Below are 13512 nucleotides of genomic sequence, written 5' to 3' on the forward strand. Positions count from 1 at the left end.
CTTCATAGCTTACTAAAAAGGCAGGGATTTCCCTGCCTTTTTGTTTTTCATTTATTTGGTCTTTTCGCCATACCAGCGCGGCGTGTAAACCCACTCTCCGCCTCCCGCGCGTGGAAAGCGGGCAGTGTGCGATGAGCCGACAATCACCACAGTTCGCATGTCGACATCGTCAGGTCTGAGTTGCCCGAGCGAAACAACGCGAGTTGTTTCCGCAGGCCTGCCAATGTCGCGACCAAGCACGACTGGCGTTTCAGCATCGCGATACTGCCGGAGGATTTCCAGCGCTCGACCAAGCTGATGCGGGCGGGCTTTGGAAATCGGATTATAGAAAGCCATGGCGAGATCGGCTTGAGCTGCCAGTGCGAGACGCTTCTCGATCACATCCCAGGGCTTGAGATTGTCCGAAAGCGAGATGATGCAGAAATCGTGCCCAAGCGGTGCACCGATGCGGGACGCCGCTGCCATCGCCGCCGAAATACCGGGCTGGATAACCAATTCAACGCCGTGCCACGCCACATCAGATGATTCATGCAGTGCCTCAACAACCGCTGCAGCCATTGCAAATACGCCCGGATCGCCGGACGACACCATCACGACGTCGCGGCCTGAAGCTGCAAGTTCAAATGCATGGCGTGCGCGCTGCATTTCTTCGCGATTGTCGGTCATGTGAATGATCTGATCGTCGCGGAAGGGTCCTGCCATGCGAACATAGGTTTCATAGCCGAGTACGTCTTCGGCCTGTTCAAGATCACGCTGCACTGCTGGGGTCATTAGATCACGGGTACCGGGGCCAAGTCCAATAACCGTGAGCTTGCCCCGCTTGCGACCGATAAAAAGAACATCGGCAGGTGCTGATGCAACAGCCAGCTTTAGGTTTTCAGTCGCTATGTGTCGAACAGGGTTTTCGACCGAGGCGGCTGAAAGATCGGCATCACCTGCAACAAAGCGCAATGGCGCTTTCAGTGCTTTTGATGCCTGATGAATGTGCGGTGATGCGCAATCTTTCTCGTGAGCCAGAAGCAAAGCAAGTGAGTCTATAGACAGGCCCGCATCGTCAAAGGCTTTCCCGATGAGGCTTGTCAGTTCTTCAGTCGGCTTTTCGATAGCGATGGCAATTGTTCGCGGATGATAGATCAGCTCATTTGCCTGTGGCGTGCGGGTTTCGGGCGTGATGCTGATTGTGAGCTTCCCATCGTCGGCAAGCGGCAGCTTTGATGCCGTGAGCCAACGAGAATTACCATTGATTAGTAATGATTGACCTGCCAGCAGGTCGGACATGAAAGTCTTGGCGTCGTCCTGATTGGCGAGTTTCAGTTCTGCCGGAGGATGAAGCAGGTTGATGCCAAAGCGCAACTCGCCAGTCGTGGTGATCGCGGGCGCGACTTCCAATGCATGAGCTATTGTCCGCGCCAGGTCGTTGACACCCGACAGACCGCCAAGCAATGGCACGACGGCGCTGCCATCTTCTGCAACGGATAGAACTGGCGGTTCGATGCGCTTGTTTTGCAGAAGGGGTGCAAGGGCGCGGATGATGATGCCTGAAGCGCACAAGGCGATCACAGGTCGGCCTTCTTCATAAAGTGCGCGGATTCCATCGCCAAAATGAGCAAAGCTTTTGTCGGCGCTTTGAACTCGGTTTTCCAGTCCCAGCACTTCCGCATTTCCAAGTGCTGATTGCACGTTCCGCGCCGTGGAAATTGCAGCTTCGCTCAAGATCAGAATAGCAGGCTTCATGCGCCGTTCCATTTGCTGCCCGGAACGAGAATGATCGAGAAATAAGGGCAATCGCTACCACTTACCTCGGTCAATGGTGCAATACGCTGGTTTTGCATGGTTGCACGCTCGATATAGAGGGCACGATCCATCAGCCCAAGCTCGTTCAGCACATCACGCACCTTGTCGAGATTTTTGCCGAGTTTCATGATGGCTGCGGCCTCAGTGCCAGCGAGACGTGTTTTGAGTTCTTCTGCGCTCGTGACGCCCGAAAGGATCGACAGGGTCTGGTTGCGATAGACCAACGGTGCGCCAAGCACGGCAGCAGCGCCCAGAACAGAACAAACGCCAGGCACGACTTCCGTTTCATATTTTTCGGCCAGTCGGTCGTGGATATACATGAACGAGCCATAGAAGAACGGATCACCTTCCGCGATCACGGCCACGTCGCGGCCCGCATCGAGATAGCTGGCAATCGTTGTAGTGATCTCGGCATAGAAATCGCTGACGATCTGCTCATAATCCATGTGATCGGGCAGTTTTTCCGTTGTTACCGGATAGATGAGCGGAACCAAAGTCTGTTCTGAAGACAGATAGGTTTCGACGATCGTCAGTGCGTTGCCCTTTTTGCCCTTGGCTGCGTGGTAGGCGACCACAGGAGCGGATTTGAGCAGTCGAAGCGCTTTGAGTGTGATGAGTTCGGGATCGCCGGGGCCTACACCCAGACCATAGAGCTTGCCTTTGAGGGCCATTATTCGCGCTCCGAAGCAAGTGCATTAACGGCAGCTGCGGTCATAGCGCTACCGCCACGACGGCCGCGCACAATGACGAAAGGGACACCACGGCTGTTCTCAGCCAGCTCGTCCTTGGATTCGGCAGCACCCACAAAGCCGACCGGCATACCAATGATAAGGGCAGGTTTGGGCGCGCCATTGTCAAGCATTTCAAACAGGCGGAAGAGGGCGGTTGGCGCGTTGCCGATAGCAACGATGCTGCCTTCAAGGTGTGGAAGCCAAAGGTCGAGGGCTGCGGCAGAGCGTGTATTGCCGATCTTTTTCGCCAAATCCGGAACCGATGGATCGTTCAGTGCGCAGATAACATTATTATTGGCTGGCAGTCGCGAACGGGTAATGCCTTCTGCAACCATGCGCGCATCGCAGAGGATTGGTGCTCCTTTGAGCAAAGCATCACGTCCGGCCTGTCCTGCGCCATCTGAGAAGACGATGTCTTCAACGATATCGACCATGCCAGATGCGTGAGCCACGCGCACGGCGAGCTTTTCGAGATCCGCAGGTATGCGGCTCAGATCGGCTTCGGCGCGGATGATGGCGAAGGAGCGGTCATAAATGGCCTGCCCGTCGCGGATGTAATCTGTCATGGCGTCCGCTTTTGCTATTTGTTCAGCAGCTTTGCTGCCTCATCAATGGTGATGTTTGACGCAAATAGCCGTCCGAAGCGTGCTGGTCCAGCTTTGTCTTGCAAAAATAGGTCGTAATGCATTGGGGAGCGGGCGAGAAGCGTGTGTGGCAAGGGAGAAAGTGCGGCGCAGGATTTGGCGCAGCCCGTGATGTGAATCTGTGCGGTGTCGCTGCGTAGCTTACGCGCAAGCTTTTCACTGTCTGCCTGTGTATCTGCGAGAGCCGAGGCGCAGCCTTTGGAACCGGAACAGGCCCGAAGGCGGGCGGCAGGTGAGGTAGGATCGGAGGAGAACCCAAGGGCATGTAGGTGGCTGATGATGCTCTTGCCTTCAGCTTCCACAATATGTGGGATCAGAATGCCTTGCCATGGGGTGAGATGCAGTTCTTCGTTTGCAAGCTTTGTAAGTCCACGCAGTTGCTGCGGTGTCAGGCGACCAAGCAGCGGCATGGCACCGACATAGAAGTTGCCGTCGAGCTGGCGATTTAAGCCAAGATGGGCGTGAGCGGTGGGTGCTTTGCGCTGCCAGCTTGCTGATGCATCAAATGCGAACGGAAGTGTTTGCAGAAACTCTGCGACTGGCATCACCTCGAAGAGGTGCTTCATGCGAGCAATGCCTTTTTGGCTCGCGCCAAGGAAATGCTGTAGCAGAGCTTCGATAAAAGGCAGGGCGTGGTCGTTTGAAATTGTGCCAAGCGCCTGTTTGTCAGGCGAGGAAGCCAGTCCAAAAGCATAGGCCTTGCCACCTTCAATTGCTGAGAGCCAGATATCGCCTGGATGCGAAACCATAGCGCAACCTTCGCCACCGTCGATCTGGAGCGAGAATTTGGGCGACAGCGCGTGATAAGTTTCGTTGTCCTGCAAAACGGAAAGCAGCTTAGCCGCTAACCCGGTCACATCACTGATTTGGTTGGGGTCAATACCAGCAGTGGGGCTTACCATGACATTACGAACATCATCAGCCGCCGCGTTTTCTGGACCAAGTCCGGCCTCATAAAGTGCGCTAATTACATTCGGCCAGACGTCGGGATGAATGCCGCGAAGCTGAATGTTGGAGCGAATCGACAATTCAATCGCGCCCGTTTCAAATCGTTCGGCGATATCTGCGATAGCATGAGCCTGTGCCACGCTGAGCCTTCCGAGCCGGAGCTTGATGCGGGCGATTGCGCCATCCTTGCTCATCACCATGCGCGAAAGTCCCGGACAGGCGCTACGCCGGTCGGGTCTGATAGTAATGGTCTGGCTATTTTGCTGGCTCAACATATTGGCCTTATACGCCTTCGCGCTTGCACTTGCTACTGCCCCGCCATACGAACAAAGAAAAGGAGCAATGCTTATGAGCTGCTGGCTGACGGTTATCGGTATTGGTGAGGACGGGCTGGCGGGTCTTGGAAAGAACGCTCGCGACGTACTCAACCGTGCTGATGTGATTTTCGGCGGCAAGCGGCATCTGGCCTTGCTCAATCCTGACGTTGAAGCCGAGCAGATTTCATGGCCGTCACCGTTCGATAATGCATTTCCAATGATTGAAGCCCAACGCGGCAGGCAAGTTGTGGTGCTGGCTAGCGGTGATCCGATGTTCTTTGGCATGGGCGCATCGCTGAGCCGTCATTTCTCGACACAGGATATGCAGATCATCCCGTTTCCATCGTCATTGTCGCTGGCGGCAAGCCGTATGGCGTGGCCTTTGCAAGAAGTACGCATAGTCAGCGTGCATGGTCGTCCGTTTGAACTGCTGGCACCGTATATCCTGCCGGGCGAGAAGATCCTCGTATTGAGTAATGATGGTACGACGCCTGCGAAAGCTGCAGCACTTCTAAAGGCCAAAGGCTTTGGCCAAAGCCGTCTGACAGTGCTTGAGCATCTCGGCGGAACAAAGGAAAAATCTATCATTGGCAGTGCTGATGGCTGGTCACATGAAAACTGTGCCGATCTCAATGTTTTGGCAATTGAATGCATCGCGGCGCCAGATGCGGTTGTTTTTTCGCCTGTCAGCGGATTGCCAGATCATGCTTTTGAAAATGACGGGCAGCTGACAAAGCGCGATATACGTGCAGTGACACTGTCACGGTTGCAGCCGCTGCCGCATGAGCTTTTATGGGATGTAGGTGCTGGTTGTGGCTCGATTGGCATTGAATGGATGCGTGTTCATCCTTCTTGTCGGGCTATCGCAATCGAAGCTGATGAAACGCGGCAAGCGATCATTGAGCGCAACGCGCGTGCTCTGGGCGTGCCCGGTCTGCAGCTTGTGAAAGGCGAAGCGCCTGAAGCGTTGAGTGGCCTCGAAGCACCGGATGCGATTTTCATTGGTGGTGGTGTTACAGATGCGGGCGTGATCGAAGCTTGCTGGAAAGCCCTAAAGCCCGGCGGGCGCTTGGTTGCCAATGCTGTTACATTGCAAAGCGAAATGCAGCTTTTCAACTGGCAGCAGCGATATGGCGGTGAACTGACCCGGTTGCAGGTTGCGCAAGCAGGGGCGCTTGGTTCCTTTGATGCATGGCGTCAGGCACTGCCCGTCACGATTTATTGCGGCGTTAAAGTTAAATGATGACTTGAACCCTCATGTTAAATTCGGGTATGGCTGGCTCACATTCCATGATGAGGAGAACAGGCATGTCCGAATTGAGCCTGAACGCCAGCACACGTTTCATCGTCAATAATCCATCTCGTATTCTTGATCAGGTTCTTGATCATTTTGTCGAACATGCTGATGTAGAGCGGCAGGAAAACAGTGCGCGACTTGTGTTAAGCTTCGGACAGGCTGATGTTCAGTGGGACAAGGACGCAGTATCGGTCGATGTGAAAAGCCGCGACGAAACTAGCCTAGCCTATATGAAATACTCCATCGTTGAACATGTGATGGAATTTCTTGAAAAGGGCAGCCCAAAGCCTCGGATCATCTGGGAAGGTGACGGTGCAGCAGGTCTGCCACTGCCTTACTTCCGCGAAATGCAGGTAGTCGCTGTCAGCAATGTTACGCCGCACATGCGCCGTGTCCGCCTGAAGGGAAACGAACTTGCGCGCTTTGCCCATACGGGTCTGCATATCCGTCTGTTGTTCCCACCAAAAGGTCTCGCTACGCCGCAATGGCCTGTGTCCGGTGAAGACGGTCGCCCCGTCTGGCCGGAAGGCGAAGCCAAGCTCGCTACCCGTGTTTACACGATCCGCCAGATTGATGCTCAAGCTGGCTGGGTTGATATCGATATGGTTGTTCATGGTGACGATTGCGATGCGCCGGGTTCCGGTTGGGCTATAAGCGCCAAGCCGGGCGATATTGTTGGCATGACAGGGCCTGGGGGTGGTGATGCTGCCGCTGATGCGAACTGGTATCTGCTGGCGGGTGATGAAACGGCTCTGCCGGCAATCGGACGGATTCTGGAGCGTCTTCCAGAAGGTGCCAAAGCTGTCGTACGCATTGAAATCGACAGTGATGCGGAAGAACAGGCCATTCAATCGCGTGCTGACGTTGATCTGCAGTGGCTACACCGCAAAGGTGCTGAAGCTGGAACCACGACGCTTCTGCAGGATGCCGTACGCGCAGTTGAACTGCCCGAAGGCGAAGAGAGCATCTATGTGTGGGCGGGATGCGAATTCAACGCATTCAGGTCCATCCGCACCTATATGCGTAAAGAGCGGAATATTCCAAAGGATAAGCAGCTGATCGTTGCCTATTGGCGCCGTGGTCTGGATGGCGATAGTGCACGCCGCGGTGCAGACGACTAAAGTACCAACCGTGCATTGATTTACAGCGTTTCCAACGATTCATTCTTAACTGGAACCGCTGTAAGCCGGTTTTATCCGACGTGCGTTTCACGCTTTTCAGAATGGCTATTGAAAAAGGGGACCTTTTGGTCCCCTTGTTTTTAGCGCCTGAAGCCTTCACTGGCCCTCATCAGGTTCTTTGTATAGTCAGCATTGATATTGCCTCTGACAAGATCCCCGGCTTCAAGCTGCTCGACAACTTCACCGTTGCGCATCACCGCCAACCGATCACACATATGCGTAACGACTGCGAGATCGTGGCTGACCATAACGAAGGTCAGCTTGCGGTCGCGCCGCACTTGTTCAAGCAGGTTGAGTACCTCAGCCTGTACGGAGGCATCGAGCGCAGATGTAGGTTCGTCGAGAAGCAAAATACTTGGCTCGATGATGAGTGCGCGTGCAATGGCGATACGCTGACGCTGACCGCCCGATAGCTGGTGCGGATAGCGGAAACGGAAGCCTGAACCCAGGCCCACCTCATCAAGCGCGCGAACGATGCGCTTTTCTGTATCACCTATGCCATGCACTGCAAGCGGTTCAAGCAGCAGGCGATCGACCGTCTGACGTGGATGCAGAGAGCCGTAAGGGTCCTGAAACACCATCTGAACATTGCGGTAGAACGCTTTGTCGCGCGGTGTCTTAAGTGGCTTTCCGTCAATACGGATTTCACCGTCGTCGACAGGTGCAAGCCCGGCTACTGCACGCAGAAGCGTGGATTTACCGGAGCCGGACTCGCCCACCAGTCCATAAGATTCCCCGCGTGCGACATCGATGCTGACCGATTTGAGCGCGTGGAATTCGTCGAAAAATACGTCGATCTTGTCGACGCTGAGAGCTGGTGCGGTGCTCATAGACGCCATGCCTCCTCACGCTGCAAGGTAGGTAGCGGATGGCGGTCAGCTCCGAGTTTGGGCATGCAGTTCAGCAATCCTTGCGTATAAGGGTGTTTCGCATTTGCAAGATCACTTGCCGCAAGTTCCTCAACGATCTTACCAGCATACATGACGATGACGCGGTCGCAGAAGGACGATACGAGACGCAAATCGTGGCTCACGAAGATGAGGCCCATGCCGCGCTCTGCCACGAGCTTGTCGAGAATGCCAAGCACTTCGAGCTGAACTGTCACATCAAGTGCAGAGGTTGGCTCATCTGCGATCAGCATTTCCGGTTCCGCGACCAGCATCATAGCGATCATGACGCGCTGTCCCATGCCGCCCGAAACTTCGTGCGGATAGAGTTTCATCACGCGTTCAGCATCTCTGATCTGTACGGCTTCCAGCATGGCAATTGAACGAGTGCGGATTTCCGAACTCGAAAACTTGCCATGTGCTTTCAGCGTTTCCGCGATTTGCTTGCCGATAGTCATGACAGGATTGAGCGAATATTTCGGGTCCTGCAACACCATGGCAACCCGGCCGCCGCGCAAGGCGCGACGTTCACGAGGTGACGCATTGAGAAGATCGATTCCGTCAAATTCAAGCTTCTTGGCGGTGATCTTCGCGTGCGGTGGGGTAAGCCCCATGATCGCGCGTCCGGTCTGCGATTTGCCGGACCCGGATTCACCAACGATCCCGAGACGCTCGCGACCAAGCGTAAAGCTTACGCCACGTACTGCTTCAATCGCGCCTGTGCGGGTAGGGAAAGTGACGCGGAGGTCTTCAACTGTCAGAAGTGGCTTCATTGGTTGTTACCCCGCGGATCGAGTGCATCACGCAGGCCATCGCCAAGGAAGTTGAAGCCAAGGCTGACCACGAGAATCGCAATACCCGGCATGGCTGCTACCCACCACTGGTCGAGAATGAAGCGACGGCCAGACGCAATCATTGCGCCCCACTCAGGCAATGGTGGCTGAGCACCAAGGCCAAGGAAGCCAAGGCCCGCTGCTGTCAGAATGATGCCAGCCATATCAAGCGTTACGCGCACAATCAGCGAAGATGTGCAGAGCGGCATCACATGGCGCAGGATGATGCGGAAAGGTGACGCGCCCATCAGACGCACGGCGGAAATATAATCCGAGTTGCGAATCGTAAGGGTTTCAGCGCGCGCAATACGCGCGTAGGGCGGCCATGAGGTGATCGCGATTGCGATGATGGCGTTTTCAATGCCCGGTCCCAAAGCTGCGACAAAGGCGAGTGCCAGAATGAGCTTCGGGAAAGCAAGGAAAATATCGGTGATGCGCATGAGAACAGCATCGACCCAGCCACCGGCGTAACCAGCAACTGTACCGACGAGAAGGCCGATAGGCGCAGCAATGACGGCAACCAGCAAGACGACGTAAAGTGTCAGGCGTGAGCCATAGATCAGGCGTGAGAGAATATCACGTCCCTGATCATCGGTTCCAAGCAGATAGCCCGGTGTGCCCGGAGGCAGCAGACGAGCATTGGCCAAGTCGCCACTATAAGGCGAATGCGGTGCCAGTAAATTGGCGAAGGCTGCAACGAGCAGCAATGCAATGATGATAAGCAGACCGAGAACGGCCAGCTTATTGGCCGTAAAGCGGCGCCAGACCATGTAAGAACGGCCGAGGCGTGCCTGCATACGCGATTGCGGACGCTCGGAGAGCAGCCAGTCGCGCCACGAAAGATTGGATGTTTCTGTCATTTGGCTCATCGTGCGCGCGTCCTTGGATCGAGAAGCCGATACAGCAGATCGGATACCAGGTTGAGCGCGATAAAGACCGACCCGATGATGATTGTGCCACCGAGGACGGCATTCATGTCAGCATTTTGCAGCGAGTTGGTGATGTAAAGACCAAGACCCGGCCACGAGAAGATTGTCTCGGTCAAAACTGAACCTTCGAGCAAGCCTGCATAGGAAAGCGCAATCACCGTCACAAGTGGCACTGCGGCATTGCGAAGAGCATGGCCCCATATGATGCGGGTTTCCGAAATGCCTTTCGCGCGCGCTGCTACGATATATTCCTGTTCAAGCTCGTTGAGCATGAAAGAACGCGTCATGCGGCTGATATAGGCCAAGCTGAAATAGCCTAGCAGAGCCGACGGCAGAATGAGATGCGAAACGATGTTGCGCAGTGCTTCCCAATCGCGCTGGATGATGGCGTCGACAAGGTAGAAGCCAGTGATCGGTGTGAAGGTGTATTCGAACGTGATATCGATGCGTCCGGGGCCAGACGTCCAGCCGAGGCGCGCATAGAAAATCAGAAGTGCGAGCATACCGAGCCAGAAGATTGGCACAGAATAGCCGACAAGGCCGATCACGCGTACGATCTGGTCAATGATGCTGCCGCGCTTGACTGCCGCCAGAACACCGAGCGGAATTCCGAGCAGGGCGCCGATGATCGTTCCAATGGTTGCGAGTTCCATCGTTGCTGGGAATACGCGGCGAATATCAGTCATGACCGGATTTGTGGTCAGTACCGATGTGCCGAAATCGCCTTGCAAGACACCTTTCACATAAAGGTAGAACTGCTGGTAATAGGGGAGGTTGAAGCCCATCTCCTGACGCACGCGCTCGACCACATGTGCGGGTGCGCGGTCGCCGACAATGGCGAGAACCGGATCAATCGGCACAACGCGGCCGATGAAAAACGTGACGGCCAGAAGGCCGAGATAAGTGGTAATAACGATGACCAGAAAGCTGGCAATCGCTTTAGCGATGGAAGAGGAGCGCCGTCGGGCGCCCCTCTTTTTAGTTACAGTTGTTGTCGTGCTCAATTGTCTGACCGTTCTTCAGATCAGTCTTTGCTGATCGGTGCGAGGAAGTTCGAGTCGAATGTCGGGCCGAGCTTGTAGCCCTTCACACCGCCACGAACGCCGGCAACTTCGGTCTGCTGGAACAGCATTACGAATGGGCTCTGATCAAGAGCTTCCTGCTGAAGCTTCTGATAGATTGCGGCGCGCTTGTCGTTGTCGCGTTCCAGAAGTGCAGCCTTGGTTTCCTCGGTCAGTGCAGGAATGTCCCATGCATTACGCCATGCGAGCGTCTTGTTGGAAGCATCGTCGCCATTGTCCGGGTTGGACGTGAAGGCTTCAGCATTGGAGTTTGGATCCCAATAGTCCATGCCCCACTGGCCGATGTAAAGATCGTGGTTACGCGCGCGATACTTGGTCAGCGTCTGCTTACCGTCGCCCGGAATGATCTCGATCTTGACGCCAGCCTTGGCGGCGGACTGCTGGAAGGATTCGGCAATGCCGGTCACAGGCTGTGTGTTGCGAACGTCGAAGGTGATCGAAAGACCGTCCTTGAGACCAGCTTTTTCGAGCAGTTCCTTCGCCTTTTCAACGTCGAGCTTGTAGGGGGCAGCGTCAAGAGCGCCGAGAACACCCTTTGCCTGATAGGTCTGGCGAACTTCGCCGATGCCCTTGATGAGAGTAGCGCCGATTGCATCGTAATCAACCAGATATTTGAAGGCTTCGCGAACTTCTGGCTTAGCCAGGTTCGGATTTTTCTGGTTGAGCGAGATATAATAAACGGTACCCTTTGGAGCACTGGCGACGGCCAGATCCTTGTTTTTCTGAACTGCTTCCAGATCGCCCGGCTCAAGATTGCGCGCGACATCGACGTCACCCGATTCAAGCATCAGACGCTGCGTGGCGCTTTCCTTGACGTGACGATAGAAGACGCGGGCGAGCTTCGGCTTTTCGCCATAGTAATTGTCGTTGCGTTCCAGAACGACAACTTCATTGGCGCGCCAGTCACGGATCTTGAATGGACCCGAACCTGCATAGCCGGTCTTGAGCCATGCTGCGGCATAGTCGGTTTCGTACTTATAATCGTCAGTCGGAGTGACCTTTACAGAATGCTCTTCAAGCAGCTTCTGATCCACAACCGCGCCAATCGTAGCGGTGAGACAGTTCAGCACGAAGCTTGGAGCATAAGCCTTGTCGACCTTCAGAACGAAGGTGGTGTCGTCAACCGCCTTGGCATTTTCCGTGACGTTTTCACCATTGAGACCGAACTGGGTCAGAATGAACGCCGGGCTCTTGTCGAGACGAACAGCGCGTTCGAACGAGTAAGCCACGTCCTTTGCAGTCAGCGGGTTGCCGGAAGCAAACTTGATGCCCGGCTTCATCTTGAACGTGTAGGTGAGGCCGTCATCAGAAATGGTCCAGCTTTCTGCCACGCCCGGCACAACTTTCGATGTGTCGTTGATGTCGAGACGAACCAGCATGTCATAGGCGTTGCCGATGAATTCTGCTGGCGAAAGTTCGAAGGATTCGGCCGGATCGAGCGTGATGGTGTCATCGATAGCCCAAGCCTGAACGAGTGTATCGGCCGGCGTTGCCGACAATGCCGGATTTGCAGCCATAACTGCAGCAAGAGCTGCACCGGCTGCAAGAATACGAAAACGTCCGAAATGCATCATTTTAGTTCCCTTTCTGTCATTTTGTTTTGGGATTTTGTTATCGAGCGATCAGGCTGCTTCGTGCCAAGCCTGTTTAAGCACTCTTATCCAGTTGTCGCGGCAAAGCTTCGCGAGTTCATCTTCACTATAACCTGCTTCCCGCAGCGCCGTGACGAGATTTTGCGTACCTGCTGCATCACCGATTTCGTTTGGAATGGTTGCGCCGTCGTAGTCAGAACCGAGCGCCACGCAATCGATGCCCATGCGCTCAACCATGTAATCTACGTGGCGTACCATATCTGAAAGCGGTGTATTTGCATTCTCGATGCCATCGCTGCGCAGCATGGTGGTTGCGTAGTTGAGACCGGCAAGGCCTTTACTGTCACGGATCGCATCAAGCTGACGATCTGTCAGATTGCGTGCGACAGGGGTGAGAGTATGTGCATTGGAATGGCTGGCAATAAGTGGCTGATCGCTAAGCTTTGCCACATCCCAAAATCCTTTTTCGGTGATGTGCGCGAGGTCGATGAGGATGCCTTTGCGATTGCATTCCTTGACCAAACGTTCACCGGCTTCTGTCAGGCCTGGACCTGTGTCAGGGCTCATAGGGAACGCAAAGGGTACGCCATGTGCGAAAATATTGTTTCGGCTCCAGACCGGGCCGAGCGAGCGCAGTCCTGCGGCGTAAAAGACGTCTAGTGCTGCCAGATCGGCGTCGATGGCTTCGCAGCCTTCCATATGAAGAACTGCCGCGAATGTGTCGCTCGTCAGTGCCTCGTCTAATTCTTTGCCGTTGCGGCAAAGTTTCCAGCCGCCAGCTTCTTCGAGGCGGAGTGCCAGCGAAGCAAATTCAAGAGCGATGTCAAGAGATGGAGCGCGTTCCAGTGGAGGCGAAAGCGGCGTTTCGTAATGTCCGTTCTGATCTGGCTTGCCCAGTTTGATATGGTGGCCAGATGGGATGTAGATGGCGCAGATACCGCCAGCCAGACCGCCCTTCAGCGAGCGGGGGCGATCTATGTGGCCAATCGACGTGCCGTCGATGAATTCCTTGATTGGGTCGCCACCATTGCGCTGGTTTTCCCAAAGACGCAGAAGGACATCATTATGTCCGTCAAAAACGCGCTGCATTTTCCATTCCTAGCTGAACGGCGAAGATATGTCTCGCCACCCAATTGAAAGCCGGTTCCCAATAGGGATTCAACGCTGCCGGAATTCACTTGAGAATTACTGGTGATGAGCGCCCCACTCGAACCGTTGATATATAAGAAGTTGGGAGCTAGCGAAGTCAAGTGGCATGAGGGGTGGCACGATAGCCG

Annotated in this window: 12 protein-coding genes; 2 read left to right on the top strand and 10 right to left on the bottom strand. The window is 54.9% G+C overall.

Annotated elements, in window-relative coordinates; translation table 11 throughout:
• Positions 1-51: 51 nt before the first annotated feature.
• The 4 genes from cobJ to cobG are packed head-to-tail and all read right to left on the bottom strand — an operon-like array spanning position 52 to position 4392.
• Positions 52-1734 carry a precorrin-3B C(17)-methyltransferase gene (cobJ, locus tag QSJ70_RS01845; protein ID WP_285534604.1) on the bottom strand — a complete coding sequence of 561 codons (1683 nt, stop codon included), beginning with the start codon at positions 1732-1734 and terminating at the stop codon, positions 52-54.
• Positions 1731-2465 carry a precorrin-2 C(20)-methyltransferase gene (locus QSJ70_RS01850; protein ID WP_285534605.1) on the bottom strand — a complete coding sequence of 245 codons (735 nt, stop codon included), beginning with the start codon at positions 2463-2465 and terminating at the stop codon, positions 1731-1733. Before QSJ70_RS01850 ends, cobJ begins: the two co-directional genes overlap by 4 nt.
• Positions 2465-3091, bottom strand: coding sequence for a precorrin-8X methylmutase (locus tag QSJ70_RS01855; RefSeq protein WP_285534606.1), 627 nt, complete (start codon positions 3089-3091; stop codon positions 2465-2467). The genes QSJ70_RS01850 and QSJ70_RS01855 overlap by 1 nt, the downstream gene beginning before the upstream one ends.
• Positions 3092-3105: 14 nt before the next feature.
• Positions 3106-4392 carry a precorrin-3B synthase gene (gene cobG, locus QSJ70_RS01860; protein WP_285534608.1) on the bottom strand — a complete coding sequence of 429 codons (1287 nt, stop codon included), beginning with the start codon at positions 4390-4392 and terminating at the stop codon, positions 3106-3108.
• A 73-nt stretch (positions 4393-4465) separates the two neighbouring features.
• Between cobG and cbiE the strand changes: the two genes are divergently transcribed.
• Both cbiE and QSJ70_RS01870 read left to right on the top strand, forming a co-directional pair.
• Positions 4466-5677 carry a precorrin-6y C5,15-methyltransferase (decarboxylating) subunit CbiE gene (gene cbiE, locus QSJ70_RS01865; RefSeq protein WP_285534609.1) on the top strand — a complete coding sequence of 404 codons (1212 nt, stop codon included), beginning with the start codon at positions 4466-4468 and terminating at the stop codon, positions 5675-5677.
• 65 nt (positions 5678-5742) lie between these two features.
• Positions 5743-6852 carry a siderophore-interacting protein gene (locus QSJ70_RS01870; RefSeq protein ID WP_285534610.1) on the top strand — a complete coding sequence of 370 codons (1110 nt, stop codon included), beginning with the start codon at positions 5743-5745 and terminating at the stop codon, positions 6850-6852.
• Between the two features lie 140 nt (positions 6853-6992).
• Here the strand turns inward: QSJ70_RS01870 and QSJ70_RS01875 are convergent, their stop codons facing one another.
• The 6 genes from QSJ70_RS01875 to QSJ70_RS01900 are packed head-to-tail and all read right to left on the bottom strand — an operon-like array spanning position 6993 to position 13324.
• Positions 6993-7742 (bottom strand): ABC transporter ATP-binding protein, encoded by a 750-nt coding sequence (locus QSJ70_RS01875; protein WP_285534611.1) that lies wholly within the window; start codon positions 7740-7742, stop codon positions 6993-6995.
• Positions 7739-8572 (bottom strand): ABC transporter ATP-binding protein, encoded by an 834-nt coding sequence (locus QSJ70_RS01880; RefSeq protein WP_007875530.1) that lies wholly within the window; start codon positions 8570-8572, stop codon positions 7739-7741. Before QSJ70_RS01880 ends, QSJ70_RS01875 begins: the two co-directional genes overlap by 4 nt.
• Positions 8569-9501, bottom strand: a complete 933-nt coding sequence (locus QSJ70_RS01885) for an ABC transporter permease (RefSeq protein ID WP_285534613.1) — start codon at positions 9499-9501, stop codon at positions 8569-8571. Before QSJ70_RS01885 ends, QSJ70_RS01880 begins: the two co-directional genes overlap by 4 nt.
• On the bottom strand, positions 9498-10565 hold the full coding sequence (locus QSJ70_RS01890; RefSeq protein WP_007875525.1) for an ABC transporter permease: 1068 nt from the start codon (positions 10563-10565) through the stop codon (positions 9498-9500). Before QSJ70_RS01890 ends, QSJ70_RS01885 begins: the two co-directional genes overlap by 4 nt.
• A 20-nt stretch (positions 10566-10585) precedes the next feature.
• Positions 10586-12217 carry an ABC transporter substrate-binding protein gene (locus QSJ70_RS01895; RefSeq protein ID WP_039859854.1) on the bottom strand — a complete coding sequence of 544 codons (1632 nt, stop codon included), beginning with the start codon at positions 12215-12217 and terminating at the stop codon, positions 10586-10588.
• 48 nt (positions 12218-12265) lie between these two features.
• Positions 12266-13324, bottom strand: coding sequence for a dipeptidase (locus QSJ70_RS01900; RefSeq protein ID WP_079212004.1), 1059 nt, complete (start codon positions 13322-13324; stop codon positions 12266-12268).
• Positions 13325-13512 lie beyond the last annotated feature (188 nt).

The organism is Brucella sp. NBRC 12950 (assembly GCF_030268145.1).
Lineage (GTDB): Bacteria > Pseudomonadota > Alphaproteobacteria > Rhizobiales > Rhizobiaceae > Brucella.

Excerpts from the sequence above, each read along its gene's own strand:
- cobJ (WP_285534604.1), bottom strand. The coding sequence starts at position 1,734 with ATGAAGCCTGCTATTCTGATCTTGAGCGAAGCTGCAATTTCCACGGCG.
- QSJ70_RS01850 (WP_285534605.1), bottom strand. The coding sequence starts at position 2,465 with ATGGCCCTCAAAGGCAAGCTCTATGGTCTGGGTGTAGGCCCCGGCGAT.
- QSJ70_RS01855 (WP_285534606.1), bottom strand. The coding sequence starts at position 3,091 with ATGACAGATTACATCCGCGACGGGCAGGCCATTTATGACCGCTCCTTC.
- cobG (WP_285534608.1), bottom strand. The coding sequence starts at position 4,392 with ATGTTGAGCCAGCAAAATAGCCAGACCATTACTATCAGACCCGACCGG.
- cbiE (WP_285534609.1), top strand. The coding sequence starts at position 4,466 with ATGAGCTGCTGGCTGACGGTTATCGGTATTGGTGAGGACGGGCTGGCG.
- QSJ70_RS01870 (WP_285534610.1), top strand. The coding sequence starts at position 5,743 with ATGTCCGAATTGAGCCTGAACGCCAGCACACGTTTCATCGTCAATAAT.
- QSJ70_RS01875 (WP_285534611.1), bottom strand. The coding sequence starts at position 7,742 with ATGAGCACCGCACCAGCTCTCAGCGTCGACAAGATCGACGTATTTTTC.
- QSJ70_RS01880 (WP_007875530.1), bottom strand. The coding sequence starts at position 8,572 with ATGAAGCCACTTCTGACAGTTGAAGACCTCCGCGTCACTTTCCCTACC.
- QSJ70_RS01885 (WP_285534613.1), bottom strand. The coding sequence starts at position 9,501 with ATGAGCCAAATGACAGAAACATCCAATCTTTCGTGGCGCGACTGGCTG.
- QSJ70_RS01895 (WP_039859854.1), bottom strand. The coding sequence starts at position 12,217 with ATGATGCATTTCGGACGTTTTCGTATTCTTGCAGCCGGTGCAGCTCTT.
- QSJ70_RS01900 (WP_079212004.1), bottom strand. The coding sequence starts at position 13,324 with ATGCAGCGCGTTTTTGACGGACATAATGATGTCCTTCTGCGTCTTTGG.